Annotated in this window: 24 protein-coding genes; 9 read left to right on the forward strand and 15 right to left on the reverse strand. The window is 72.5% G+C overall.

Features of this window, described 5'->3' with window-relative positions; genetic code table 11:
* Positions 1-207: 207 nt before the first annotated feature.
* The 5 genes from ACZ7C5_RS32805 to ACZ7C5_RS32825 all read left to right on the forward strand — a co-directional run bounded on the left by ACZ7C5_RS32805 (position 208) and on the right by ACZ7C5_RS32825 (position 4,830).
* On the forward strand, positions 208-1,770 hold the full coding sequence (locus ACZ7C5_RS32805; RefSeq protein WP_470324073.1) for a TldD/PmbA family protein: 1,563 nt from the start codon (positions 208-210) through the stop codon (positions 1,768-1,770).
* On the forward strand, positions 1,770-3,167 hold the full coding sequence (locus tag ACZ7C5_RS32810; protein WP_470324074.1) for a metallopeptidase TldD-related protein: 1,398 nt from the start codon (positions 1,770-1,772) through the stop codon (positions 3,165-3,167). The genes ACZ7C5_RS32805 and ACZ7C5_RS32810 overlap by 1 nt, the downstream gene beginning before the upstream one ends.
* A gap of 31 nt (positions 3,168-3,198) precedes the next feature.
* Positions 3,199-3,747: an RNA 2'-phosphotransferase gene (locus ACZ7C5_RS32815; RefSeq protein ID WP_401092689.1), complete on the forward strand. Its 549-nt coding sequence runs from the start codon at positions 3,199-3,201 to the stop codon at positions 3,745-3,747.
* A gap of 188 nt (positions 3,748-3,935) precedes the next feature.
* Positions 3,936-4,328: a DUF3099 domain-containing protein gene (locus ACZ7C5_RS32820; protein ID WP_401092675.1), complete on the forward strand. Its 393-nt coding sequence runs from the start codon at positions 3,936-3,938 to the stop codon at positions 4,326-4,328.
* A gap of 262 nt (positions 4,329-4,590) precedes the next feature.
* The gene (locus tag ACZ7C5_RS32825; RefSeq protein WP_401092677.1) at positions 4,591-4,830 is read left to right on the forward strand and encodes a hypothetical protein; all 240 of its coding nucleotides are present in this window, start codon (positions 4,591-4,593) and stop codon (positions 4,828-4,830) included.
* Here ACZ7C5_RS32825 and moaA read toward each other — a convergent pair.
* The 4 genes from moaA to ACZ7C5_RS32845 all read right to left on the reverse strand — a co-directional run bounded on the left by moaA (position 4,827) and on the right by ACZ7C5_RS32845 (position 9,206).
* Positions 4,827-5,816: a GTP 3',8-cyclase MoaA gene (gene moaA / locus ACZ7C5_RS32830; RefSeq protein WP_401092678.1), complete on the reverse strand. Its 990-nt coding sequence runs from the start codon at positions 5,814-5,816 to the stop codon at positions 4,827-4,829. The two genes, ACZ7C5_RS32825 and moaA, sit on opposite strands and share 4 nt — an antisense overlap.
* A gap of 76 nt (positions 5,817-5,892) precedes the next feature.
* The gene (locus ACZ7C5_RS32835) at positions 5,893-7,500 is read right to left on the reverse strand and encodes a solute symporter family protein (RefSeq protein WP_470324075.1); all 1,608 of its coding nucleotides are present in this window, start codon (positions 7,498-7,500) and stop codon (positions 5,893-5,895) included.
* Positions 7,497-7,853 (reverse strand): DUF485 domain-containing protein, encoded by a 357-nt coding sequence (locus tag ACZ7C5_RS32840; protein WP_188300464.1) that lies wholly within the window; start codon positions 7,851-7,853, stop codon positions 7,497-7,499. The genes ACZ7C5_RS32835 and ACZ7C5_RS32840 overlap by 4 nt, the downstream gene beginning before the upstream one ends.
* Before the next feature lie 309 nt (positions 7,854-8,162).
* Positions 8,163-9,206 (reverse strand): zinc-dependent alcohol dehydrogenase family protein, encoded by a 1,044-nt coding sequence (locus tag ACZ7C5_RS32845; RefSeq protein WP_470324076.1) that lies wholly within the window; start codon positions 9,204-9,206, stop codon positions 8,163-8,165.
* Between the two features lie 127 nt (positions 9,207-9,333).
* Here ACZ7C5_RS32845 and ACZ7C5_RS32850 point away from each other — a divergent pair, with 127 nt between their 5' ends.
* Both ACZ7C5_RS32850 and ACZ7C5_RS32855 read left to right on the forward strand, forming a co-directional pair.
* Positions 9,334-10,329 (forward strand): DEDDh family exonuclease, encoded by a 996-nt coding sequence (locus ACZ7C5_RS32850; protein ID WP_470324077.1) that lies wholly within the window; start codon positions 9,334-9,336, stop codon positions 10,327-10,329.
* Positions 10,330-10,360: 31 nt separating this feature from the next.
* Complete coding sequence (locus ACZ7C5_RS32855) at positions 10,361-11,158, forward strand: SURF1 family cytochrome oxidase biogenesis protein (RefSeq protein ID WP_401092685.1); 798 nt, start codon at positions 10,361-10,363, stop codon at positions 11,156-11,158.
* Here the strand turns inward: ACZ7C5_RS32855 and trxA are convergent, their stop codons facing one another.
* On the reverse strand, positions 11,159-11,491 hold the full coding sequence (trxA, locus tag ACZ7C5_RS32860; protein ID WP_223245275.1) for a thioredoxin: 333 nt from the start codon (positions 11,489-11,491) through the stop codon (positions 11,159-11,161).
* 3 nt (positions 11,492-11,494) lie between these two features.
* The gene (locus ACZ7C5_RS32865; protein ID WP_401091257.1) at positions 11,495-11,902 is read right to left on the reverse strand and encodes a MerR family transcriptional regulator; all 408 of its coding nucleotides are present in this window, start codon (positions 11,900-11,902) and stop codon (positions 11,495-11,497) included.
* A 164-nt stretch (positions 11,903-12,066) separates the two neighbouring features.
* Here ACZ7C5_RS32865 and ACZ7C5_RS32870 point away from each other — a divergent pair, with 164 nt between their 5' ends.
* Complete coding sequence (locus ACZ7C5_RS32870) at positions 12,067-12,828, forward strand: SDR family oxidoreductase (RefSeq protein WP_401091248.1); 762 nt, start codon at positions 12,067-12,069, stop codon at positions 12,826-12,828.
* 82 nt (positions 12,829-12,910) lie between these two features.
* Here ACZ7C5_RS32870 and ACZ7C5_RS32875 read toward each other — a convergent pair whose 3' ends face one another.
* The 9 genes from ACZ7C5_RS32875 to ACZ7C5_RS32915 form a co-directional block, all read right to left on the reverse strand.
* Positions 12,911-13,558, reverse strand: a complete 648-nt coding sequence (locus tag ACZ7C5_RS32875; protein ID WP_470324078.1) for an alkaline shock response membrane anchor protein AmaP — start codon at positions 13,556-13,558, stop codon at positions 12,911-12,913.
* Entirely contained in the window at positions 13,555-14,124 is a 570-nt protein-coding gene (locus ACZ7C5_RS32880; RefSeq protein WP_470324079.1) for a DUF6286 domain-containing protein, read from the reverse strand. Before ACZ7C5_RS32880 ends, ACZ7C5_RS32875 begins: the two co-directional genes overlap by 4 nt.
* Before the next feature lie 116 nt (positions 14,125-14,240).
* Positions 14,241-14,531, reverse strand: a complete 291-nt coding sequence (locus ACZ7C5_RS32885; protein ID WP_401091243.1) for an Asp23/Gls24 family envelope stress response protein — start codon at positions 14,529-14,531, stop codon at positions 14,241-14,243.
* Between the two features lie 92 nt (positions 14,532-14,623).
* Complete coding sequence (locus ACZ7C5_RS32890) at positions 14,624-14,815, reverse strand: hypothetical protein (protein WP_188300456.1); 192 nt, start codon at positions 14,813-14,815, stop codon at positions 14,624-14,626.
* Positions 14,816-14,896: 81 nt separating this feature from the next.
* The gene (locus tag ACZ7C5_RS32895; RefSeq protein WP_411293260.1) at positions 14,897-15,409 is read right to left on the reverse strand and encodes an Asp23/Gls24 family envelope stress response protein; all 513 of its coding nucleotides are present in this window, start codon (positions 15,407-15,409) and stop codon (positions 14,897-14,899) included.
* Positions 15,410-15,659: 250 nt separating this feature from the next.
* Positions 15,660-16,466: an enoyl-CoA hydratase/isomerase family protein gene (locus ACZ7C5_RS32900; protein WP_401091239.1), complete on the reverse strand. Its 807-nt coding sequence runs from the start codon at positions 16,464-16,466 to the stop codon at positions 15,660-15,662.
* Between the two features lie 283 nt (positions 16,467-16,749).
* Entirely contained in the window at positions 16,750-16,983 is a 234-nt protein-coding gene (locus ACZ7C5_RS32905; protein ID WP_188300454.1) for a helix-turn-helix domain-containing protein, read from the reverse strand.
* A gap of 327 nt (positions 16,984-17,310) precedes the next feature.
* Entirely contained in the window at positions 17,311-18,909 is a 1,599-nt protein-coding gene (locus ACZ7C5_RS32910) for an ABC-F family ATP-binding cassette domain-containing protein (RefSeq protein ID WP_401091237.1), read from the reverse strand.
* 221 nt (positions 18,910-19,130) lie between these two features.
* On the reverse strand, positions 19,131-20,165 hold the full coding sequence (locus ACZ7C5_RS32915) for a hypothetical protein (protein ID WP_470324080.1): 1,035 nt from the start codon (positions 20,163-20,165) through the stop codon (positions 19,131-19,133).
* Positions 20,166-20,533: 368 nt separating this feature from the next.
* Here ACZ7C5_RS32915 and ACZ7C5_RS32920 point away from each other — a divergent pair, with 368 nt between their 5' ends.
* Positions 20,534-21,793, forward strand: a complete 1,260-nt coding sequence (locus tag ACZ7C5_RS32920; RefSeq protein WP_470324081.1) for a glycoside hydrolase family 26 protein — start codon at positions 20,534-20,536, stop codon at positions 21,791-21,793.

The raw sequence follows: 21,793 nt of genomic DNA on the forward strand, positions 1-21,793 counted from the left end.
GCCGAGACAGCGGGGCCCGCCGGCACAGCGGCGACCGACGGCGCACCAGGGACCACCGGGACAACGGGCCCCGTGGACGGACCGTACTGGCCGAAACCGCAGCGCACCGGTCGAAATGCGCTGGCCGGAAACCCGCTGGACGGAAATGATGCGATGCGGGCGCCCCTTTGGCGCCGCACCGCCACCCTCCGCGACCTGGGAGCCCGATTGCCTCCGATCCCTCCGGCCGATCGCTCCGGCGCCCCGCACGGGCGCGCCGTCGACCCGCTGTTCCTCGCCCTGCCGCTGCGCTCCCTCGCCGACGCCGCTCTGACCCGGGCCCGCGAACTGGGCGCGAGCCACGCCGACTTCCGCCTGGAGCGGATCCGCAGCGCCTCGTGGCGGCTGCGTGACGCGCGTCCGGCCGGCACCTCCGACAGCGTGCAGCTCGGTTTCGCCGTCCGGGTGGTGCTGGACGGCGCCTGGGGCTTCGCCGCCGGCGTGGACCTCACCCCCGCCGCGGCGGCCCGGGTCGCCGAGCAGGCCGTCGCGGTGGCCCGGCTCTCCGGCGGGATCAGCCGGGCGGCCGGTTCCACCGAGCGGGTCGAACTGGCCGACGAGCCCGTGTACCGGGACGTCACCTGGGTGTCCGCGTACGAGGTCAACCCCTTCGAGGTGCCGGACGCCGAGAAGACCGCGCTGCTCGCCGAGCGCAGCTCCCGGCTGCTGGCAGCCGACGGCGTCTCGCACGTCCAGGCGGCGCTGCGGACCGTCCAGGAGAACAAGTTCTACGCGGACACCGCGGGCACCGTGACCACCCAGCAGCGGATCCGGGTCCACTCCGATCTGGAGGCCACCTCGGTCGACGAGCGCACCGGCGCCTTCGACTCGATGCGGACCCTGGCCCCGCCGACCGGCCGCGGCTACGAGTACCTCACCGGAACCGGCTGGGACTGGGACGCCGAGCTCGCCGAACTGCCCGTCCTGCTGGCCGAGAAGATGAAGGCCCCGAGCGTCGAGGCGGGCCGCTACGACCTGGTCATCGACCCGACGAACCTCTGGCTGACCATCCACGAGTCGATCGGCCACGCCACCGAGCTGGACCGCGCGCTCGGCTACGAGGCCGCCTACGCCGGCACCTCCTTCGCCACCTTCGACCGGCTCGGCTCGCTCCGGTACGGCTCCGATCTGATGCACGTCACCGGTGACCGCACCGCCGAGCACGGCCTGTCCACCATCGGCTACGACGACGAGGGCGTGGCCACCCAGTCCTGGGACCTGATCAAGGACGGCGTCCTGGTCGGCTACCAGCTCGACCGCGGCATGGCCGGTCTGAAGGGCTTCGAGCGCTCCAACGGCTGCGCCTTCGCGGACTCCCCCGCGCACGTCCCGGTGCAGCGGATGGCCAACGTCTCGCTCCGGCCCGCCGCCGACGGCCCGGACACCGAGGGCCTGTTCGCCCAGGTCGAGAACGGCCTCTACATCGTCGGCGACCGCTCCTGGTCGATCGACATGCAGCGCTACAACTTCCAGTTCACCGGCCAGCGCGCCTACGCCATCAAGGACGGCGAACTCGCCGGGCAGGTCAAGGACTTCGCCTACCAGGCCACCACCACCGACTTCTGGGGTTCGATGGCGGCCGTCGGCGGCCCGCAGACCTACCTGCTCGGCGGCGCCTTCAACTGCGGCAAGGCGCAGCCCGGCCAGATCGCGGCGGTCAGCCACGGCTGCCCGTCGGCGCTGTTCCGCAACGTCAACGTGCTCAACACCCAGCAGGAGGCGGGTCACTGATGACCGCGATGCAGCCCCACGAACTCGTCGAGCTGGCGCTCGGCCTCTCCCGCGCCGACGGCTGCGTGGTGATCGCCGACGAGGAGTCCACCGCCAACCTGCGCTGGGCGGGCAACGCGCTGACCACCAACGGCGTCACCCGCGGCCGCCGCCTCACCGTGATCGCCACCGTGGCCGGCGCCGAGGGCACCGCCGCCGGCGTGGTCTCCCGCGAGGCCGTCACCGCGGAGGAGGTGGAGGACCTGGTGCGGGCCGCCGAGGAGGCCGCCCGCGCGGCCGGCCCGGCCGAGGACGCCCAGCCGCTGATCGCCGACCGCCCCGCCTCTCCGGGCTTCACCGAGCCGCCCGCGCTGACCTCCGTCGAGGTGTTCAACGCCTTCGGCCCGGCCCTCGGCGAGGCCTTCGCCCGCGCCGCCGCGCGGGGCGAGCTGCTGTACGGCTTCGCCCGGCACGAGGTGACCTCCAGCTACCTGGGCAGCTCCACCGGCCTGCGGCTGCGGCACGACCAGCCCACCGGCACGGTCGAGATCAACGCCAAGACCGCCGACCTGTCCGGCTCGGCCTGGGTGGGCGCCGCGACCCGGGACTTCGCCGACATCGACGTCGCCGCCCTGCACACCGAGCTGACCAAGCGGCTCGGCTGGGGCGCCCGCAAGGTGGACCTGCCCGCCGGACGGTACGAGGCGCTGCTGCCGCCCTCGGCCGTCGCCGACCTGATGATCGTCCTCAACTGGTCCTCCGGCGGCCGGGACGCCCAGGAGGGACGGACGGTCTTCGCCAAGCCCGGCGGCGGCACCCGGCTCGGCGACAAGCTCGGCGGCCTGCCGCTGACGCTGCGCTCCGACCCGCACGAGCCCGGCCTGGAGGCCGCGCCGTTCGTGCTCGCCCACTCCAGCGGCGGGGACTGCTCGGTCTTCGACAACGGCCGGCCGGTCGCCGCCACCGAGTGGATCCGCGAGGGCGTGCTGAACTACCTGATCACCAGCCGCCACACGGCCGGCCTCACCGGCCTGCCGCTGCGCCCGGCGATCGACAACCTCGTGCTGGAGACGGCCGACCAGGAGTCGGCGCCGACCCTGGACGAGATGGTCGCCCGCACCGAGCGCGGTCTGCTGCTCACCTGCCTCTGGTACATCCGCGAGGTGGATCCGGCGACGCTGCTGCTCACCGGCCTCACCCGGGACGGCGTCTACCTGGTGGAGAACGGCGAGGTCGTCGGCGAGGTCAACAACTTCCGGTTCAACGAGTCCCCGGTGGACCTGCTGAACCGGATCACCGAGGTGGGCCGCACCGAGCGCTGCCTGCCCCGCGAGTGGAACGACTGGTTCACCCGCACCGCGATGCCACCCGTGCGTGTCACGGACTTCAACATGAGTTCGGTCAGCCAGGCCTCTTAGCCACTGACCATCGGGGGATACGAGAGACATGATGGACGAGAAGCGCCTGGTCAGGTCGAGCAAGATGCTGTCGCGCATCCTGCGGCACGAGCCCGGGCTGGTGGGGGTCACGCTGGACGAGGCCGGCTGGGTCAGGGTCGACGAACTGCTCGCCGCGATCGCCGCGCGGGGCAGGCCGCTCACCCGGGCCGAGCTGGACCACGTCGTGGCGACCAACAACAAGCGCCGCTTCGGCTACTCGCCGGACGGTCTCTCGATCCGTGCCAACCAGGGCCACACGGTGGCCGTCGACCTCGGTCTGGCCGCCGCCGTACCGCCGCCGGTGCTCTACCACGGCACCGCGGACCGTCACCTGGCGGCGATCTTCCGCGAGGGCCTGCGCCCGATGGCCCGCCAGGACGTCCACCTCTCGGCGGACACCGAGACGGCGACCGGGGTCGGCGCCAGGCACGGCCGACCGGTGGTGCTGACCGTGAACGCGGCGGCGATGACGGCGACCGGCCACGAGTTCCGGCTCAGCGAGAACGGAGTCTGGCTCACCGACGCCGTGCCCCCGCAGTACCTCTCGCGCCGCTCGTAGTCCGCCGCAGCATCGCACCACCGTTCGCCGTTCGCCGCCGAAGGGCCTGTCCGCTCCGCCGGGCAGGCCCTTCTCGTACCCGACCGGGTGCGCCCGGCCCACCCGGTCTCGTCGCCGCCCGTGTCCGGGCGTACCGTGAGGAGGCCGCGCGGCCAGGCGCGCGGGTGCGTGACGAGGGCGGTAGGACAATGGGCAAGAGCGCCGACGACGGGCACGTCTTCCGGATCACGGGAGCGCGCAGCAGCCTCACCGAGGACGTCCGGGGACGTCAGCGCCGCTACGTCATCTCGATGCTGGCCCGTACGGTCTGCGTGCTGCTCGCGGTGGTGCTCTGGGACGTCCAGCGGGTGCTGGCGTTCGCCGCGCTGGCGGGTGCCGTGCTGCTTCCGTACTTCGCGGTGCTGATCGCCAACGCCGGCCGGGAGCGGGCACCGGGGCTGCCGAGCACCTTCGACATTCCGCTCGACACTCCGCTGATGCTCGGCCCCGGTGGCACGGGTGGGAGAGGCGGGGCCCCTGCGACGGCTGGTACAGCAGAGGCAAAGGTCGCTGCCACCGATCCTTCACAGGACGTGAACTGACCATCCTTTTCAGGTCGGTTCGCCCCTGCCCGGCTCGACGAAAGCTCAAAAGAAGCTCAGATTAATCATGCAAGACCTCCCCATCCGAGGGTCTTCGCGTGACATACTGCGTACGCGCTCCGCATCCCCCGTCGGAGCGACGGACCGACGCCGGGCGGCTCCCCCCGTGGCTGCCCGGCGTCGCCATGCCCGGATTATTTCGGCCGGAGCGAGCGTGACAGACTGGCGGTGCAGAGACCCGCCGATCGTGGAGGACGGCCCGATGGACACCCCGCAGACGCCGATCTGCTCCGCCAAGGGCTGCCGGGCGGAGGCCGGCTGGGTGCTGGTGTGGAACAACCCCAAGCTGCACACCCCGGACCGCCGCAAGACCTGGCTCGCCTGTGACGAACACCGCGAGCACCTGTCCCAGTTCCTCGGGGTGCGCGGCTTCCTCAAGGATGTCGTCGCCTTCGCCGACTGGACCCCCGAGACCGCCGGGGCACCCGAGGAGCCCGTCTAACCGCCGATCGCGGACATCGGACGCTCGGGCTGTAGGAACTCCGGGTCGTCGATCCCGGCCCCGGCCTTCTTACCCCACATCGCCGCCCGCCACAGCGCGGCCAGCTCGGCGTCGTCCGCGCCCGAGCGCAGCGCGGTGCGCAGGTCGGTCTCGCCGGTCGCGAACAGGCAGTTGCGCACCTGGCCGTCGGCGGTCAGCCGGGTGCGGTCGCAGGCGCGGCAGAACGGGCGGGTGACCGAGGCGATCACGCCCACCCGGCCCGGGCCGCCGTCCACCACCCAGCGCTCGGCGGGTGCCGCGCCCCGGCGCGCGGACGGCTCCGGGGTGAGCGCGAAGCGGGCCCGCAGCAGCTCCAGGATCTCCGCCGCGGTGACCATCGACGAGCGGTCCCAGCCGTGCTGGGCGTCCAGCGGCATCTGCTCGATGAAGCGCAGCTCGTAGCCGTGCTCCAGGCACCACGCCAGCAGGTCGGCCGCCTCGTGGTCGTTGACCCCGCGCATCAGGACCGCGTTCAGCTTCACCGGTGCCAGCCCGGCGGCCTCCGCGGCGGCCAGTCCGTCCAGCACGTCCTGGTGGCGACGGCGACGGGTGAGCGTCTGGAACACCTCGGCGTCGAGAGTGTCCAGCGAGACGTTGACCCGGTCCAGCCCGGCCTCGCGCAGCGCGGTCGCGGTACGGGCCAGCCCGATGCCGTTGGTGGTCAGCGAGAGTTCGGGGCGGGGCTCCAGCTCGGAGCAGGCGGCGACGATCGCGACCAGTCCCGGGCGCAGCATCGGCTCTCCGCCGGTGAAGCGGACCTCGCGCACGCCCAGGTCGCGCACGGCGACGGCGACCAGCCGGACGATCTCCTCGTCCGTCAGCAGGTCGGGCTTGGCCAGCCACTGCAGGCCCTCCTCCGGCATGCAGTAGGTGCAGCGCAGGTTGCACCGGTCCGTGAGGGAGACCCGGAGGTCGACGGCCTGTCGTCCGAAGGTGTCGAGCAGCACGTGGGTCCTTCCCCGAGATGCGGCCGGCCCGACCACCATCATGGCGGGCCGGGCCAGCATAGTCATCGTGGGTCGATCAGTGGGCGCCCAGCCCGGTCAGCGAGCGGACCTCCAGTTCAGCGTACTTCGCCGGATCGGGGCGTTCCCTGGACAGCAGCGTGCCGAGCCAGCCGGCCAGGAAGCCGACCGGGATGGAGACCAGGCCGGGGTTCTCCAGTGGGAACCAGTGGAAGTCGGAGTGCGGGAAGAGCGAGGTCTTCGCGCCGGAGACCACCGGGGAGAAGACCACCAGCGTCACCGAGGTGACCAGTCCGGCGTAGACCGAGCTGACCGCGCCGACGGTGGTGAAGCGCTTCCAGAAGAGTGAGTAGAGCAGGGTGGGCAGGTTCGCCGAGGCGGCGACCGCGAAGGCCAGGGCGACCAGGGCCGCGGTGTTGAGCTTGTCCGCGAAGAGGCTGAGCACGATCGCCACCGCCCCGATCGCGAACGCGGCCCACTTCGCCGACCGCACCTCCTCCTTCTCGGAGGCCTTGCCGCGCCGGATCACGTTGGCATAGAGGTCGTGCGCGAAGGAGGCCGAGGAGGCCAGGGTGAGGCCGGCGACCACGGCCAGGATGGTGGCGAAGGCGACCGCCGAGATCACCGCGAGCAGGATCGCGCCGCCGGTGGTCCCGGCACCTCCCCCGAGCGCCTCGGCCAGCTGCGGAGCCGCCGTGTTGCCCGCCGCGTTCGCGCCCTTGATCGTCTTGGAGCCGACCAGCGCGGCCGCGCCGAAGCCGAGCGCCAGGGTCATCAGGTAGAAGACGCCGATGATGCCGATCGCCCAGAGCACCGACTTCCGGGCCGCCTTGGCGGTGGGCACGGTGTAGAAGCGGACCAGGATGTGCGGCAGTCCCGCGGTGCCCAGCACCAGTGCGATGCCGAGGCTGATGAAGTCGAGCTTGGCGGTACTGCTTCCGTACTTCTGGCCCGGTTGGAGGAAGGCCTCGCCCTTGCCGCTCGCGCTGGCCGCCGCGCCGAGCAGTTCGGAGGGGTTGAAGTGGTACTTGGCCAGCACCAGGACGGTCATCAGCGCGGCGCCGGCGATCAGCAGGACGGCCTTGACGATCTGCACCCAGGTGGTGCCCTTCATTCCTCCTATCACCACATAGACGATCATCAGCAGGCCGACCCCGACGATGGTCCAGCGCTTGGCGGCGTTCCCCTCGGCCCCCAGCAGCAGCGCCACCAGGGTGCCGGCGCCGACCATCTGGGCGAGCAGGTAGAAGATCGACACCACGATGGTGGAGACGCCCGCCGCGGTGCGCACCGGGCGCTGGCGCATCCGGAAGGCGAGCACGTCCGCCATCGTGAAGCGGCCGGAGTTGCGCAGTGGTTCGGCGATCAGCAGCAGCGCGACCAGCCAGGCGACCAGGAAGCCGATCGAGTAGAGGAAGCCGTCGTAGCCGCTGAGCGCGATGGTCCCGGCGATGCCGAGGAAGGAGGCGGCGGACATGTAGTCGCCGGAGATGGCCAGGCCGTTCTGGAAGCCGGTGAAGCCGCGCCCGCCGGCGTAGAAGTCGGAGGCGCTCCTGGTCTGCCGCCCGGCCCAGACGGTGATGCCGAGGGTGGCCAGGACGAAGACGCCGAACAGGGCCATCGTCAGGCCGCGGTGCTCGGTGGCGGAGCTGGCGAGCAGGCTCATTCGGCGGACTCCCGGGGGGCGTGGACGACGGCGCCGTGCGCCTCGCGGATCGCCGTGGCGGACGGGTCGATCCGCCGGTCCGCGTAGCGGGCGTACCAGGCGGCGATGGCGAAGGTGGTCGCGAACTGCAGCAGCCCGAGCACCAGGGCCACGTTGACGTGCCCGATGACCTTGGTCCGCATCAGTCCGGGGGCGTAGCAGGAGAGCAGGACGTAGAGCAGGTACCAGAGCACGAAACCGATGGTGACCGGGAAGGCGAAGCTCCGGAACGAGCGCCGCAGGGTACGGAACTCCTCGCTGTCATCGATGAGTTGGACGTCCGTGGCGGCGGTGGTGCTCGGCGGCGAATCCACGCGGGTCTCCTCACTCCTTCGGCGTATGTGTCACACGGGGGGGACGATCGAACGTGAGGGGCGTCACATGTCTGGTGTGCGCCGCGCAATGCTAGGAGCGTCCTGCCCGCCCCGGAAGGGGTTGACCGCGATCAGTCGACCGTTCACCCCCTCGCACCATCCGATTGGCCGAAAAGCAGTCCATCCCAGTGCCCGCACCGCCCATCGACCGGATCCCGGCCGCCGTCGGCACACCCCCTGGAGGAACACCACCGGCCCGTGCCGCACCCCGAACGGGGGCGGCACGGGCCGGTGCGGGAGACCGACGTCTCAGAACGCGATGCGCACTTTCAGCGCCGAGCGGTCGTCCATCGCGCGGTAACCGTCCGGAACACCGTTCAGGTCGACGGTGCGGTCGAAGACCAGGCCCGGCTCGATGGCGCCCGAGAGCACGTCCGGGAGCAGCTCGGGGATGTACGCGCGGGCCGGGGCGACGCCGCCGTTCAGCGAAACGTTCCGGCCGAACATCTGACCGATGTCGACGCCGGCGCTGCCGCCGTGCGGCACCCCGACGTAGCCCACCGCACCGCCGTCCCTGGCGATCGAGATCGCCGTCCGCATGGACTCCTCGGTGCCGACCGCCTCCAGCACCGCGTGCGCGCCCTGGCCGCCGGTCAGCTCCTTCACCGCCTCGACGGCGGCCTCGCCGCGCTCCGCCACCACGTCCGTCGCACCGAAGCGGCGGGCCAGCTCGGTGCGGGCCGTGTGCCGGCCCAGCGCGATGATCCGGCCCGCGCCCAGCCGGTGCGCGGCCAGCACGCCGCACAGGCCCACCGCGCCGTCGCCGACCACCGCGACCGTCGCACCCGGGCGCACCCGGGCCGAGACCGCCGCGTGGTGCCCGGTCGCCATCACGTCGGACAGCGCCAGCAGCCCGGGCAGCAGCTTCTCGTCACCCGCCGCCTCCTTCGGCAGCTTCACCAGCGTGCCGTCCGCGAACGGCACCCGCACCGCCTCGCCCTGGCCGCCGTCCGAACCGACCTGTCCCCAGAACCCGCCGTGCGGGCAGGAGGTCTGGAGGCCCTCGAGACAGAAGTCACACGACCCGTCCGACCAGACGAACGGCGCCACCACCAGGTCGCCCTTGGCGAAGCCGCGCACCTCGGCGCCGGCCTCCTCGACCACGCCCAGGAACTCGTGCCCGATCCGCTGCCCGGCCACCCGCTGCGCCACCCCGCGGTAGGCCCACAGGTCGCTGCCGCAGATACAGGCGTTCACCACCCGGAGCACCACGTCCGTCGGCTGCTGGACCACCGGGTCCGGCACCTCTTCGATCCGGATGTCGTTGGGGCCGTGGATCACGGTGGCACGCATGCGCTGTTCCTTAGCTGAAAACGATCTCGACCAGGTGTACGACACCCCCGCCGACCACTCTATTCCGGCCGGTCGGCCGGAACACTCCGACCGGAGCGTCCCCTCCCGCCCCTTATCCTGTTGGACCATGCAACCGATCCAGCCCGAGACGTACGGAGTGCCGCGGACCGCCCCGGTCCCCGCCCAGCGCTCCGCCGCCCCCACCGGGGGCTTCGCGGTCGTCGACGTCGAGACCACCGGTCTCGGCCGCTCCGACCGCGTCATCTCGGCGGGCGTCTACCGGCTGGACCCGGACGGCGACGTCATCGACCACTGGTACACCCTGGTCAACCCCGGGCGGGACCCGGGCCCGGTCTGGATCCACGGCCTCACCGCCGAGCTGCTCTCGGCCGCCCCGACCTTCGCGCAGGTCGCCGACGAGTTCGCCGACCAGCTGCGCGGGCGGGTCCTGGTCGCGCACAACGCGCTCTTCGACTGGAACATGATCTCCCGCGAGTTCTCCCGGGCCGGCCTGGACGCTCCGGTCGAGCAGCGGCTGTGCACCATGGTCCTCTCCCGCGACCTGCGGCTGCCGCTGCCCAACGGCAAGCTGGCCTCGCTCGCCGCCCACTTCGGCGTCCAGCAGCGCCACGCCCACAACGCCCTGGACGACGCCCGGGTGCTCGCCGAGGCCTTCCGCCCCAGCCTGCACCTTGCCCGCGACGGCGGCGTGCCGCTGCCGCTCCAGAACTGCGTCGCGGTCACCGACCTCGGCGAGGAGGAGCCCGCCACCCCCGGTCGCAGCACCTGGACCGGTGCCACGTACCGCCAGAGCAAGAAGCGCCTGCCCTGCCCGTACCCCAACCCGGGGCGCTGGGAGGACGGCAAGCCACTGGTCCAGGGCATGCGGGTGGCCATCACCGGCGACACCGCCACCGACCGCGAGGTCCTGGAGGACCGCGCGGTCGAGGCCGGCCTGCACATCGCCACCTCGGTGAGCCGCCTCACCAGCCTGCTCGTCACCAACGAGCCGGACAGCTGGAGCGGCAAGGCCCGCAAGGCCCGCGACGTCGGCACCCCGGTGGTCGGCGAGGACGCCTTCCTCCAGCTGTTGCGCGAGGTCGCCCCGCACCCCGGTGCGTGAGCCCGTTGTGAGGTCGGCGTACCGTTCCCATGTGTACCGTTTTCTGCTGACCCGACAGTGGCTGATCACCATGCTGATCGCGCTGCTGCTGATCCCCGCGACGATCAAGCTGGGCTTCTGGCAGCTGCACCGCCACGAGGCGCGGGTGGCCAGGAACGAGCTGATCGGCCAGGCCCTCACGGCCGCGCCGGTCCCCTTCGACACCCTGTCGGCGACCCCCGGCTTCGCGGTCCCCAAGGACCTCACCTGGCGCGCGGTGACCGCCACCGGACAGTACGACCCGGCACACGAGTTCGTGGTCCGCAAGCGGACCGACTCCAACGGGAGCATCGGCTACTTCGTCGTGACCCCGTTCCTGCTCGCCGACGGCAAGGGCACCGTCCTGGTCAACCGCGGCTGGGTCGCCTCCGGCAACGGGGCCGTCGAGTACCCGCCCGTCCCGGCCGCCCCCACCGGTGAGGTCTCCCTCGCCGGCCGCCTGCGCGCCGAGGAGACCTACGGCGACAGCGGCATCAAGGACCGCACCGGGCTGCCCGACCGCCAGTTCAACCTGATCAACACCGACGAGCAGGCCAAGCGGACCGGCGCCGCCCTCCTCGGCGGCTACCTCGAACTCGCCGGCACCACCCCGGCCCCGGCCGACCAGCCCCAGCTGATCCCCGAGCCCAACCACTCCGACATCGGCCCGCACATGGCCTACGCCATCCAGTGGTGGCTGTTCACCGCGATGATCCCGGTCGGCGTCTGGGTCCTCGCCCGCCGCGAGGCCAAGGACCGCGCCAAGCAGGCCGCCGAAGCCGAGGTCCCGCTCGACGCCGTCCCCGCCTAGCTAGAGCACGTCCTCGAGCTCCCGCAGCAACCGCGCCTTCGCCCGCGCGCCCACCACCGACCGCACCGGCTGCCCGTCCCGGAACACCATCAGCGTCGGCATCGACAGCACCGCGTACGCCGCCTGCGTCCGCGGGTTGTGGTCCACGTCCACACTCACCACCCGCAGCCGGTGCGCCTCCTCCCGTGCGATGTCCGCCAGCACCGGCGCCATCATCCGGCACGGCGGGCACCAGTCCGCCGTGAAGTCGACCAGCACCGGTCCTTCGGCCGCCAGCACCTCGGTGGCGAACGTCTCGTCCGTCACCGCCGGCACACCCGTGATCTGCACCATCGTCTACTCCTTCACCAGTTCACACAGAGGCGGTTCCTCGACGGCGGCCAACTCGTCCCGGGCCTTCACCGCCCGCTCGAACTGCCCCGCCACCTGAGCCCGCACGTCCTGGAGCCGGGCGATGCACTCGTCCAGCTCCCCCAACTTCCGCCGGTACACCTCCAGAGAGGCCGGGCACGAGTCCCCCTCCGGGTGCCCCGCCCGCAGGCACTCCACGAACGGCCTGGTCTCCTCCAGCCCGAACCCGAAGTCCTGCAGCATCCGGATCTCCCGCAGCAACCGCAGATCCCCCTCGTCGTACGCCCGGTACCCGTTGCCCGCCCGCCGGGCCGGCAACAATCCCAACTGCTCGTAGTACCGCAACGCCCGCGTGGTCGTCCCCGCCCGCTCCGCCAACTCCCCGATCCGCATGCCGAACCACTCCTCCCGCACTTCCGACAACGACCGTAAACCTTCCCCTCAACGTCAACGCCAGCCTCAACCCCGCAGACGCACAGCCGCGCAGGCACGCAGGCACGCAGGCACGCAGGGCGAAGCCCACCCCATCAGCAACTCCCAGCGGGCACTATGTCCCCATGGATCTCGGACTGAAGGACAAGGCCTACATCGTCACCGGCGCCACCCGAGGCCTCGGCCTCGCCGGCGCCCGCGAACTCGCCGCCGACGGCGCCCGTGTGCTCATCAGCGGCCGAACCCGGCAAGCCGTCGACACCGCCGTCGCCGAACTCGAAACTCTCGGCACCGCCCGGGGCCTCGTCGCCGACAACGCCGCTCCCGACACCCCGGAGCGCCTCATCGCCGAGGCGCGTCGGCAGTTCGGCCGCCTGGACGGCATCCTGATCAGCGTCGGCGGCCCCAAGGCCGGGCCCGTGGAGACCACCCCCGAGGACGCCTGGCGCGACGCGTTCGAGTCCGTCTTCCTCGGCGCCCTACGCCTCGCCCGCGCCACCGCAGCCGCACTCCCCGACGGCGGTGTGATCGCCTTCGTGCTCTCCAGCTCGGTCCGCCAGCCGATCCCCGGCCTGGCCATCTCCAACGGTCTGCGCCCTGGCCTCGCCATGGCCGCCAAGGCCCTCGCCGACGAGCTCGGCCCCCGCGGCATCCGGGTACTCGGCCTGCTCCCGGCCCGGATCGACACCGACCGGGTCCGCGAACTCGACGGTCTCGCCGCCGACCCGGATGCCGCCCGCACCGCGGCCAGCGCCGCCATCCCGCTCCGCCGATACGGCTCCCCCGAGGAGTTCGGCAAGGTCGCCGCCTTCCTGCTCTCCCCCGCCGCCTCCTACCTGACCGGCATCATGGTCCCGGTCGACGGCGGCGCTCTCCGCTCCCTGTGATCTCCGCCCCTTGCATCACTCCCGACTATTCCAATCCTGACTAGTCACGATCGACCAATCACCTCCGACCAGTCCGCTCCGCTCATTCCACCCGTGGCTGCCTGCGCCCCCGCCGACCCCGCCCCCGCCGCGGCGCGGCGGGGGCCGCCTGCAAGACCCGGATCCGTAGCTCGGCCGGCAGCTCCGCCAGCCGCAGGCTCCCGAGGGCGTCCGCCCGAGGCCCGTCCTCGAAGTGCTCCACCAGCGCTGCCGGGTCCCCGCCCGGCTTCAGCCGCACGGCACCGCGCAACCGTGGATGGCCGGGCGCCCGCACCAACCGCACTCCGGCCCGCTCGACCTCCGGCAGCACCGCCGTCCCACTCTCCAGCGCCTCCTCCAGCGCCCGCGCACCGACCCGCAGCCGAAGCCCGCTCACCCCCGGCGTCGGCACCGCGATGCTCGACAGCCCACTGCGCCTCAGCTGCGCCACCAGCCACCACGCCGTCCCCGCCACGAGCACGGCCAGCCCGCCGATCACCGTCGGCCACCACCACGCCGACGCCACCCAGCGCCCCCTCGACCGCGCGCTCACCACCGGCTGGTCCGGCGAGGTGAGCGGCCACCACCCCGGAGGCTGGACGCCCAGCCTCCGGTACAGGTCGAGCCCACCCGCCAGCACCAGCACCCCGACACCGAACAGCACCACCCCCACCGCCCCCAGCAGCACCCGATTGACGACCGTCCGCCTCACCCGGCCGCCCCCGGCCCCTCGCCACCGGCCACCCCGGCGCCGCCGTCCCCGGGCCCGGGCCCGGGGACGGCCGCCTCGTCCTCCCCCACCACACCCGCCGTCCCCCGCGCCGCCCGCACGTCCAACCGCATCGGCCGCCCCAGCCCCACCCTCCCCAGCTCGTCCCGCAGCTGCCGCTGCACCAACGCCGGCTCCGCCGCCCCGGCCAACGAGATCCGGATCCGCCGCCGCCCGACCCGGATCCGCAGCCGGTCGATCCCGTCCAGACCTGCCGCCCGGTCCGTCAGCAGGTGCCCGACACCGGTCCGGTCGATGGCCGCCGTCGTCCCTCCGTACGGCCGCAGTACGAGCCACCTCCGCAGCCCGGGGGCGACGGCCAGCCACAGCAGCCACCCACCGAGCAGGGTCGCCGCCCCGGCCCCCACCAGCACCCAGAGGTCGTCGAGGTGCCGCGTCGCCAGCTCATCCGCGATCTGCGCCCGCCACCTCCGCGCCGGCTGCCCCACCCGCACCGCGACCACGTCGTACAGCAGGGCACCCGCCACCACCAGCACCGCCGTCGCCACCAGCGCGGCCGCGGCCGTACGAGGCGCCCGCAGCCGCCGTACCTTCCCCGACCGGCCCCCCGGACCAGCCCCCTGGTCCGCCCCCTCGGTCCCCTCCGCCCCGGAAGCCTCCGTACTCACGACGCGCCCCCTGTCACCAACTTCTCGACCACGACCACCACTTCCGACACCCTGGTCCCGGTCAGCCCAACCACCCGCTCGGCGATCCGCCGCCGCACCGCCCCGGCCAGTGCCGCGATGTCCGACGGAAACGGCAGCTCCACCGTGACCCTGACCGTCACCGTGCTCCCCGGCACGGTCACCGAGACATGCGGCGGCGCCCCCTTCGCCCGCCCGGCGGGCCAGGCCTCGGCCAGCACCTCCCGGACGGCCCGAGCCGCGATCCGGGCGTACACCCGATCAGCCACCCGAAGCCGCCCCCGGCGTCCGGGCACGGAACCCGAAGCCGGACCGGCGACCGAACCGGAAGCCGAAGCCGGAACCGACGCGGGCCCCGCCATCAGCGGCGCCGGTCGCGGCCGCGGAGCAGCTCCCCGAGGTCGCCCAACTCGATGTCGCCCTCCAGCAGGCGCCCGACCACGAAGCCGACCAGTCCGAGCACGGCCACCAACAGGAAGGCCGCGAACCCGCCGAAGTACCCGGCGAAGCCGAGGGCCATGCCCACCACCAGGCCGACGATGGCCAGGTTCATCCGCTACTCCCTCGTCTCCCGCTACCTCGTCCAGCCGGACCCCGGCCCGCCGCCTCCGCCACGGGCCTCACCATCGCGCCGCTACTTGAGCTTCGGCCGCTGACCTGACGTCGCGACCGGTTCCTCTTCCTCCTCGTACTCCGGTTCGTCCGGCAGGTGGACGTCGTTGACCGCGATGTTGACCTCGACGACTTCCAGGCCGGTCATCCGTTCGACCGCGTTGATGATGTTCTCCCTGACCTGCCGGGCCAGTTCGGGAATGACCACGCCGTACTCGACCACCAGGGCGATGTCGATCGCGGTCTGCTTCTCGCCGACCTCGGCCTTGATGCCCCGTCCGACGCTGGGCTTGCCGCCGGGCACCCGGTCCCGCATCGCGCCGAAGGTGCGGGCGAGCCCGGAGCCGAGCGCATGGATGCCGGTGACCTCACGGGCCGCCATCCCGGCGATCTTCTCCACCACACCGACGGCCAGCGCCGTACGGCCGCGTTCCTCCACCGGCTTGGCGCCGCCCCCGGCGCCGGGCGGCGAACCGGGGGGCGGACCGCTGCCGGCGTGCTTGTGCATGGTCGCGGGCGTCGGAGTGTCAGGCATGGGCACATCTCCCGTCGTACGGCTCCAGCTATATCGCAAACCTCCCCAACTCTGGCATTCCGCCGCGTCCCCCGCCCGCCGAGCGGCGCCAACCCGACGCCCGTCCGGCCGTACGCGAACCCCCACGGCCGTACGACCCCGCACCCCGGCCGGAACGCCCCCGGCGCCGCCGGCGCCCCCGGAAACACCGAAAGGGCCCGCCCCCGGGAGATCCCCCGGGGGCGGGCCCTGCGTCGGTGCCGTACGGCGGTCAGTCGCCGATGCCGGCGAGCTCCCGCAGCCGACGGGCCTGCGCCGCCCGTTCGGCCGAACGCTGCTCGTCGAAGGAACGCCCGGCGGCCCCCTGCAGCAGGGCCTTGGTCTCGATCACCGCTCCGCGCGGAGCGGCCAGCAGGGCCGCCGCGAGGTCGCGGGCAGCCGCCTCCAGTTCCTCCCCCGACACCGCCAGGTTGGCCAGCCCGATCGCGGCGGCCTCCTCGGCACCCACCCAGCGTCCGGTCGCGCAGATCTCCAGTGCCCGCGCGTAGCCGACGAGTTCGGTGAGCGGCTTGGTGCCCGCCAGGTCCGGTACGAGGCCCAGCGAGGTCTCCTTCATCGCGAACCGGACGTCCTCGGCGACCACCCGCAGGTCGCAGCCGAGGGCGAGCTGGAAGCCCGCTCCGACGGCGTGGCCCTGGACCGCCGCGATGGAGATCAGGTCCGGACGGCGCCACCAGGTGAAGGCCTCCTGGTACGAGGCGATGGCGTCGTCCAGCTCCCCGTCGGCGGAGGCGGCCAGCTGGAGGAAGGTGGGCTCACCCGGGATGCCCTCGGGGGTGAACATGGCCCGGTCCAGCCCCGCCGAGAAGGAGACCCCCTCCGCGCGCAGCAGCACCACCCGGACACTGCCGGGCAGCTCGCGGCCGGCGTCGGCGAGGGCGCGCCAGAGCGCGGGCGACTGGGCGTTGCGCCGCTTGGGCTGACACAGGGTGACAACGGCGAGTTCGCCTTCGATCTCCAGGCGGACGCCGTCCCGCTCCCAGCTCGGGGCCTGCGGGTCGGTGGCGGGGGCGGTCATGCGGGGACCTCCGGTGGCGAGGGACTTGGCTACCGGAGAGTAACAAATCTGGGCGCGCCAGGGCAGGGCCCCGACCCCGGAAAGATCGACAGGGCCACGAAGACCGGCAATGAGTGAAAGGAAAACGAACGGAGAAAAGAAACGGGGGACGGGCGACACCCCGGACATGACGATCGGCGGCCGGTCCACACGACCCGAGGGCGGACGCCCAGCCGACGCTCAGCTGACGTCTCCTCGGTCGGCGCCCTGCCGCCGCGTCATCCAGCCTATGGCTGACGAACCGTCAGGAACCTGCCCCGGCAGTCGCCTTGCTCTTGCCCCGCGTGGCACCGCCACGACCCCGGAGAATGACTCCGGATTCGCTCAACATCCGGTGCACGAAGCCGTACGAACGACCGGTCTCCTCCGCGAGAGCGCGAATGCTCGCCCCGGAGTCGTACTTCTTCTTGAGATCGGCCGCGAGCTTCTCACGCGCGGCACCGGTCACCCGGCTGCCCTTTTTCAGAGTCTCGGCCACCCGTGCCTCCTCGTAGCGTTGCTCGGTCAGATTCCCATGATCACCCATCCACCGCGTCCTGGCCACCCATTCGACAAGGTCGATGTCGGAAATGCGTGGTCCGCCGGTGGTGATCCGAGCGCATCGGGGCGCTCACACAGAGTGTGCGCCCCCAGGTGGAAGTCGCCATTCGCCGAGAAAGAGCTGATCAGCAGCGTCGGCCCGACCACGATCGAGTGGCGGGCCGACGGGAAGTCCTCAAACGGAATCCAGGTCTACTTCATTCCCGGACACGCCGAAAGGACTAGATATTCTCATCCGAAAAGCGGATGTCGCGTCTACTTCCGGTCAGGCGAGGGAGACCAGATCGGCGTAGGCCGGGCTCCAGAGGTCCTCCACCCCGTCCGGCAGCAGGATGATCCGCTCCGGCTGGAGCGCGTCGACCGCGCCCTCGTCGTGGGTGACCAGGACGACCGCCCCGGCGAACTCGCGCAGCGCGCCCAGGATCTCCTCGCGGCTGGCCGGGTCGAGGTTGTTGGTGGGCTCGTCGAGCAGCAGCACGTTGGCGGAGGAGACCACCAGGGTGGCCAGCGCCAGACGGGTCTTCTCGCCGCCGGAGAGCACCCCGGCCGGCTTGTCGACGTCGTCGCCGGAGAACAGGAAGGAGCCGAGGATCTTGCGGATCTGCACCAGGTCGGTGTCCGGGGCGGCCGAGCGCATGTTCTCCAGCACGCTGCGGTCCGGGTCCAGGGTCTCGTGCTCCTGGGCGTAGTAGCCGATCTTCAGGCCGTGGCCGGGGATCACCTCGCCGGTGTCCGACTGCTCCACCCCGGCGAGCATCCGCAGCAGGGTGGTCTTGCCGGCACCGTTCAGGCCGAGGACGACGACCCGCGAACCGCGGTCGATCGCCAGGTCCACGCCCGTGAAGATCTCCAGCGAGCCGTAGGACTTGGAGAGGTCCGCCGCGGTCAGCGGGGTCTTGCCGCAGGGGGCCGGGTCCGGGAAGCGCAGCTTGGCGACCCGGTCGTTCTGGCGCACCTGCTCCAGCCCGGACAGCAGCTTCTCGGCACGGCGGGCCATGTTCTGCGCGGCCACCGTCTTGGTCGCCTTGGCGCGCATCTTGTCGGCCTGGGCGTTGAGGGTCGCGGCCTTCTTCTCGGCGTTGGCCCGCTCGCGCTTGCGGCGCTTCTCGTCGTCCTCGCGCTGCTGCTGGTACTGCTTCCAGCCCATGTTGTAGACGTCGATGGCCGACCGGTTGGCGTCCAGGTAGAAGACCTTGTTGACGACCGTCTCGACCAGGTCGACGTCGTGCGAGATGACGATGAAGCCGCCCTTGTAGGTCTTCAGGAAGTCCCGCAGCCAGGCGATCGAGTCCGCGTCCAGGTGGTTGGTGGGCTCGTCGAGCAGCAGCACGTCGGAGTCCGAGAAGAGGATCCGGGCCAGCTCGACGCGGCGGCGCTGACCACCGGAGAGGGTGTGCAGCGGCTGGGCGAGGATGCGGTCCGGCAGGCCCAGCGCGGCGGCGATGGTGGCGGCCTCGGCCTCGGCGGCGTACCCGCCCTTGGTGAGGAACTCGGTCTCCAGCCGGGCGTACTTCTTCATCGCGTTGTCCTGGGTGGCACCCTTGCCGTTGGCCATCCGGTCCTCGTTCTCGCGCATCTTCCTCAGCACGGTGTCGAGGCCGCGGGCGGACAGGATGCGGTCCTTGGCGAGGACGTCCAGGTCACCGGTGCGCGGGTCCTGCGGGAGGTAGCCGACCTCGCCCGAACGGGTGACGGTACCGGCGGCCGGCAGGCCCTCGCCGGCCAGCACCTTGGTGAGCGTGGTCTTGCCTGCGCCGTTGCGGCCGACCAGGCCGATCCGGTCGCCGGCGGCGACCTTGAAGCTCGCGGACTCGATCAGGATTCGGGCACCGGCACGCAGTTCGAGGGCGTTGGCGGAAATCATGGCTGGGTACTACTCCTGGGACGTGGGCGGGCGGCCGGGTGCGACGGACCCGGGGCCGGTTGACGTGAGGGGGACTTCATCGACGGTCGGCGCGGCCTTCGTGGCGCCGCCGCCCGCTATTGCCCGGAGAAAATAGCCATGGCGGCAAGTCTACCGGGCCCCACACGGCCCCCGGGGAGTCGCCGGCCAGGGGGTGCCCGCCGCTCCGCGGGCCGTCCCGGCTACTGCGGCTGCGCGGCCGGCCGATCCCCCACGGGGGCGTCGATGGCGTCCGGGGCGGGGGCGGGCGCTCCCGCTCCCGCGCTCGCCGGAGCCTGGGCCTGGGCCTGGGCCTGGGCCGCCGACGGGTCCGCGCAGCCGCCCTGCGGACGGACCGCCGCGAACGGGGCGTCCACGCTGCCGCAGGCCGTCTCGGGCGCGGCTGCCTTGGTGTCGAAGACCCTGGGCGGGACGATCGGGCCGTCGGTGATCTCCACCCTGCTGCGGTCCAGGACCTTGACGGTGGCGGTCGGGCCGGTGTTCGTCGTCCAGCCGCTGCTGTCCAGCCGGTAGCCGGTGATGCCGCCGGAGACGGCCTGCCCGCCGCTGTTGGCGCAGGTGCGCGGGACGAGCACGGCGTAGTCGGTGTGGACGGCGCGCAGCGGGTCGTAGACGCAGCTGCCGGACGGCTTGTCGTTGTAGCGCAGGTCGCCGTCGGCGTCGCGCAGGCCCATGGTCAGGTTCGGCGTGACCAGGGCGAGCCAGGGCGAGCCGTCCCGCTGGACGGTGTGCAGCGCGGCCGCGGCCCGCTGCTTGGCGAGCGCCGTGCGCTGGGCGTCGGTCCGCTTGTCGGCGCCGGGCTCGCCGTCGCCGCGCAGCCAGTCGGCCAGGCCGGGCACCGCCCGGTGCCAGCGCACCTCGTGGTCGCCGGGGCGCACCGAGGTGACCAGGCCGTCGTCCCAGACCACGATCGCGTTGTCGCCGGCCATCGCCAGGTGGAGCGCCTCGGCGCCCTCGCGGCGGTAGGACCAGGCCTGCTCGCCGGTCTGCTTGTGGAAGGCCTCCAGGCCGGGGCCCACCCGCAGGTCGAGGTCGGCCGAGCTGAGCGACTCGGAGTTCACCGGCGCCGCCCCCGCGTCGCCGGGTCCCGCCACCCGGTCGCCGAACGGCACCGGCTTGTTCGCGTGCGCCGCCGCTCCGGCCGCAAGGACCAGCATCACCGCCGAGACAGGCAGGATCGAGCGGGGGGTCAGTACACGCAGCGGCTTCCAGGACACCGCCGGAGCGTACCTTTCGCCGGGCCCGCGAGTCAGCCCGGTTCCGCCGCCCGCCCGTCCCGCCCAGCGCGCGCCCGGCACCGTGCGCCCTCCCCGCATGCCCGCCCGCCCACCTGCACCGTCGGGGCTCCGGCCGCTGCGCGGGGCGTGCCGGAGCGGGCCGGACGGGCCCGACCGGACCGTTACAGAGCTGATACATGGCCGCCGGTCGCCGAGCGTTGCGACAGACGGCGTTCGAATGGCGCCCACTTTAGGGTGACATTCGGCTTTTTCGCCCTCCGTCGGCCCTACTGTCGGCGAGCGGGGCGCCACGGTCCGTCCACGCCGAGACCGGGCGCCCCGCTCACGCGACGTCCGGAGGAGAGAGCATGCGAATCGGCCGCCTGACGCTGGCCGCCGCCACCCTGTTGCTGATGGCCACGGCCAGCGTTCCTGCCGGGACGCCGTTCAGCCAGACCGAACGGCACACCCTCTCCTCGGACGCCGTCGAGCCACGCGGCGCGGCCCCCCGCCCCCTGGTCCAGCGACCGGCGCACGAGCCCCCGTTCGGCGCCTTCGTCGGTTCCTGGGACGACTACATCCCGCAGATCGGCCGGTACGCACAGTGGCTGGGCGACGCGAACATGCAGGTCGGCCACACCTATCTGGCGGGCAACGGCTGGAGCGACGTCGAGGGCGAGCCGTTGGTGCTCGGCCTGTGGTCGCAGTGGCGGCAGGCCGACCCGTCCCGGCTGCTGGTGCTCGGCGTGCCGATGCTGGTGCCCAACGAGGCGGACGTCCCGGACGGCGAGGTCGCCAAACTGCTCGCCCAGGGGGCGCGCGGAGACTTCGACGGGCACTTCCTCAAGCTCGCGCGCCGGTTGGTCGCGCTGGGCGGCGCGGACACCGTGCTCACTCTCGGCTGGGAGATGAACGGCACCACGTACACCCACCGCTGCAAGCCCGACCCGTCCGCGTGGAAGGAGTACTGGCGGCGGATCGTCGGGGTGATGCGCTCGGTGCCCGGGCAGCGGTTCCGCTTCGACTTCGCCCCCAGCCGGGGTCTGGACGCCGTCCCGTGGACCAAGTGCTACCCCGGCGACGACGTGGTCGACATCATCGGCATGGACAACTACGACCAGCCCGCCGGGGGCACCTTCGACGACTACGTGCGCGAGCCGTACGGCCTCCAGGACCAGGTGGAGTTCGCCGCCAAGCGCGGCAAGCCGGTCTCGTACCCGGAGTGGGGGCTGTTCCGCAACGGCGACAACCCCGAGTTCGTGCAGCGGATGGTCGACTGGATCCGCACCCACGACACCGCTTACCAGACCGTCACCGACTACTGCCCGCACGGCTTCTTCCAGTGCGACCGCAATCCGCGCTCGGCGGCGAGGTTCAAGCAGCTGATGTCCGGTTCGAAGGGGGCGCCGGAGCCGTCCGGCGTACCGACGGCGCCCACCGCCCCCGTAGCGCCGGGCGTACCCGCGGTGCCGGGCCCGCCCGAGGCGCCCGAGACGCCGGCCGTGCCGACCGCCCCCGCCGTGCCCGGCGGTGCCGCCGCACCGAGCCGGACGGCGAGCCCGTCGGCCCGGCCGGCGACCGGCAAGTCGACGGGCAGGCCGACGCAGGCGGCGCACGCCCGGCACTGA

It is taken from the genome of Kitasatospora sp. NPDC036993 (genome assembly GCF_055607525.1).

Bases quoted from the DNA above. Each gene is read 5' to 3' on its own strand.
- ACZ7C5_RS32810 (WP_470324074.1), top strand. From the start codon at position 1,770: ATGACCGCGATGCAGCCCCACGAACTCGTCGAGCTGGCGCTCGGCCTC.
- ACZ7C5_RS32815 (WP_401092689.1), top strand. From the start codon at position 3,199: ATGGACGAGAAGCGCCTGGTCAGGTCGAGCAAGATGCTGTCGCGCATC.
- ACZ7C5_RS32820 (WP_401092675.1), top strand. From the start codon at position 3,936: ATGGGCAAGAGCGCCGACGACGGGCACGTCTTCCGGATCACGGGAGCG.
- ACZ7C5_RS32825 (WP_401092677.1), top strand. From the start codon at position 4,591: ATGGACACCCCGCAGACGCCGATCTGCTCCGCCAAGGGCTGCCGGGCG.
- ACZ7C5_RS32835 (WP_470324075.1), bottom strand. From the start codon at position 7,500: ATGAGCCTGCTCGCCAGCTCCGCCACCGAGCACCGCGGCCTGACGATG.
- ACZ7C5_RS32845 (WP_470324076.1), bottom strand. From the start codon at position 9,206: ATGCGTGCCACCGTGATCCACGGCCCCAACGACATCCGGATCGAAGAG.
- ACZ7C5_RS32850 (WP_470324077.1), top strand. From the start codon at position 9,334: ATGCAACCGATCCAGCCCGAGACGTACGGAGTGCCGCGGACCGCCCCG.
- trxA (WP_223245275.1), bottom strand. From the start codon at position 11,491: ATGGTGCAGATCACGGGTGTGCCGGCGGTGACGGACGAGACGTTCGCC.
- ACZ7C5_RS32865 (WP_401091257.1), bottom strand. From the start codon at position 11,902: ATGCGGATCGGGGAGTTGGCGGAGCGGGCGGGGACGACCACGCGGGCG.
- ACZ7C5_RS32870 (WP_401091248.1), top strand. From the start codon at position 12,067: ATGGATCTCGGACTGAAGGACAAGGCCTACATCGTCACCGGCGCCACC.
- ACZ7C5_RS32890 (WP_188300456.1), bottom strand. From the start codon at position 14,815: ATGAACCTGGCCATCGTCGGCCTGGTGGTGGGCATGGCCCTCGGCTTC.
- ACZ7C5_RS32895 (WP_411293260.1), bottom strand. From the start codon at position 15,409: ATGCCTGACACTCCGACGCCCGCGACCATGCACAAGCACGCCGGCAGC.
- ACZ7C5_RS32900 (WP_401091239.1), bottom strand. From the start codon at position 16,466: ATGACCGCCCCCGCCACCGACCCGCAGGCCCCGAGCTGGGAGCGGGAC.
- ACZ7C5_RS32910 (WP_401091237.1), bottom strand. From the start codon at position 18,909: ATGATTTCCGCCAACGCCCTCGAACTGCGTGCCGGTGCCCGAATCCTG.
- ACZ7C5_RS32920 (WP_470324081.1), top strand. From the start codon at position 20,534: ATGCGAATCGGCCGCCTGACGCTGGCCGCCGCCACCCTGTTGCTGATG.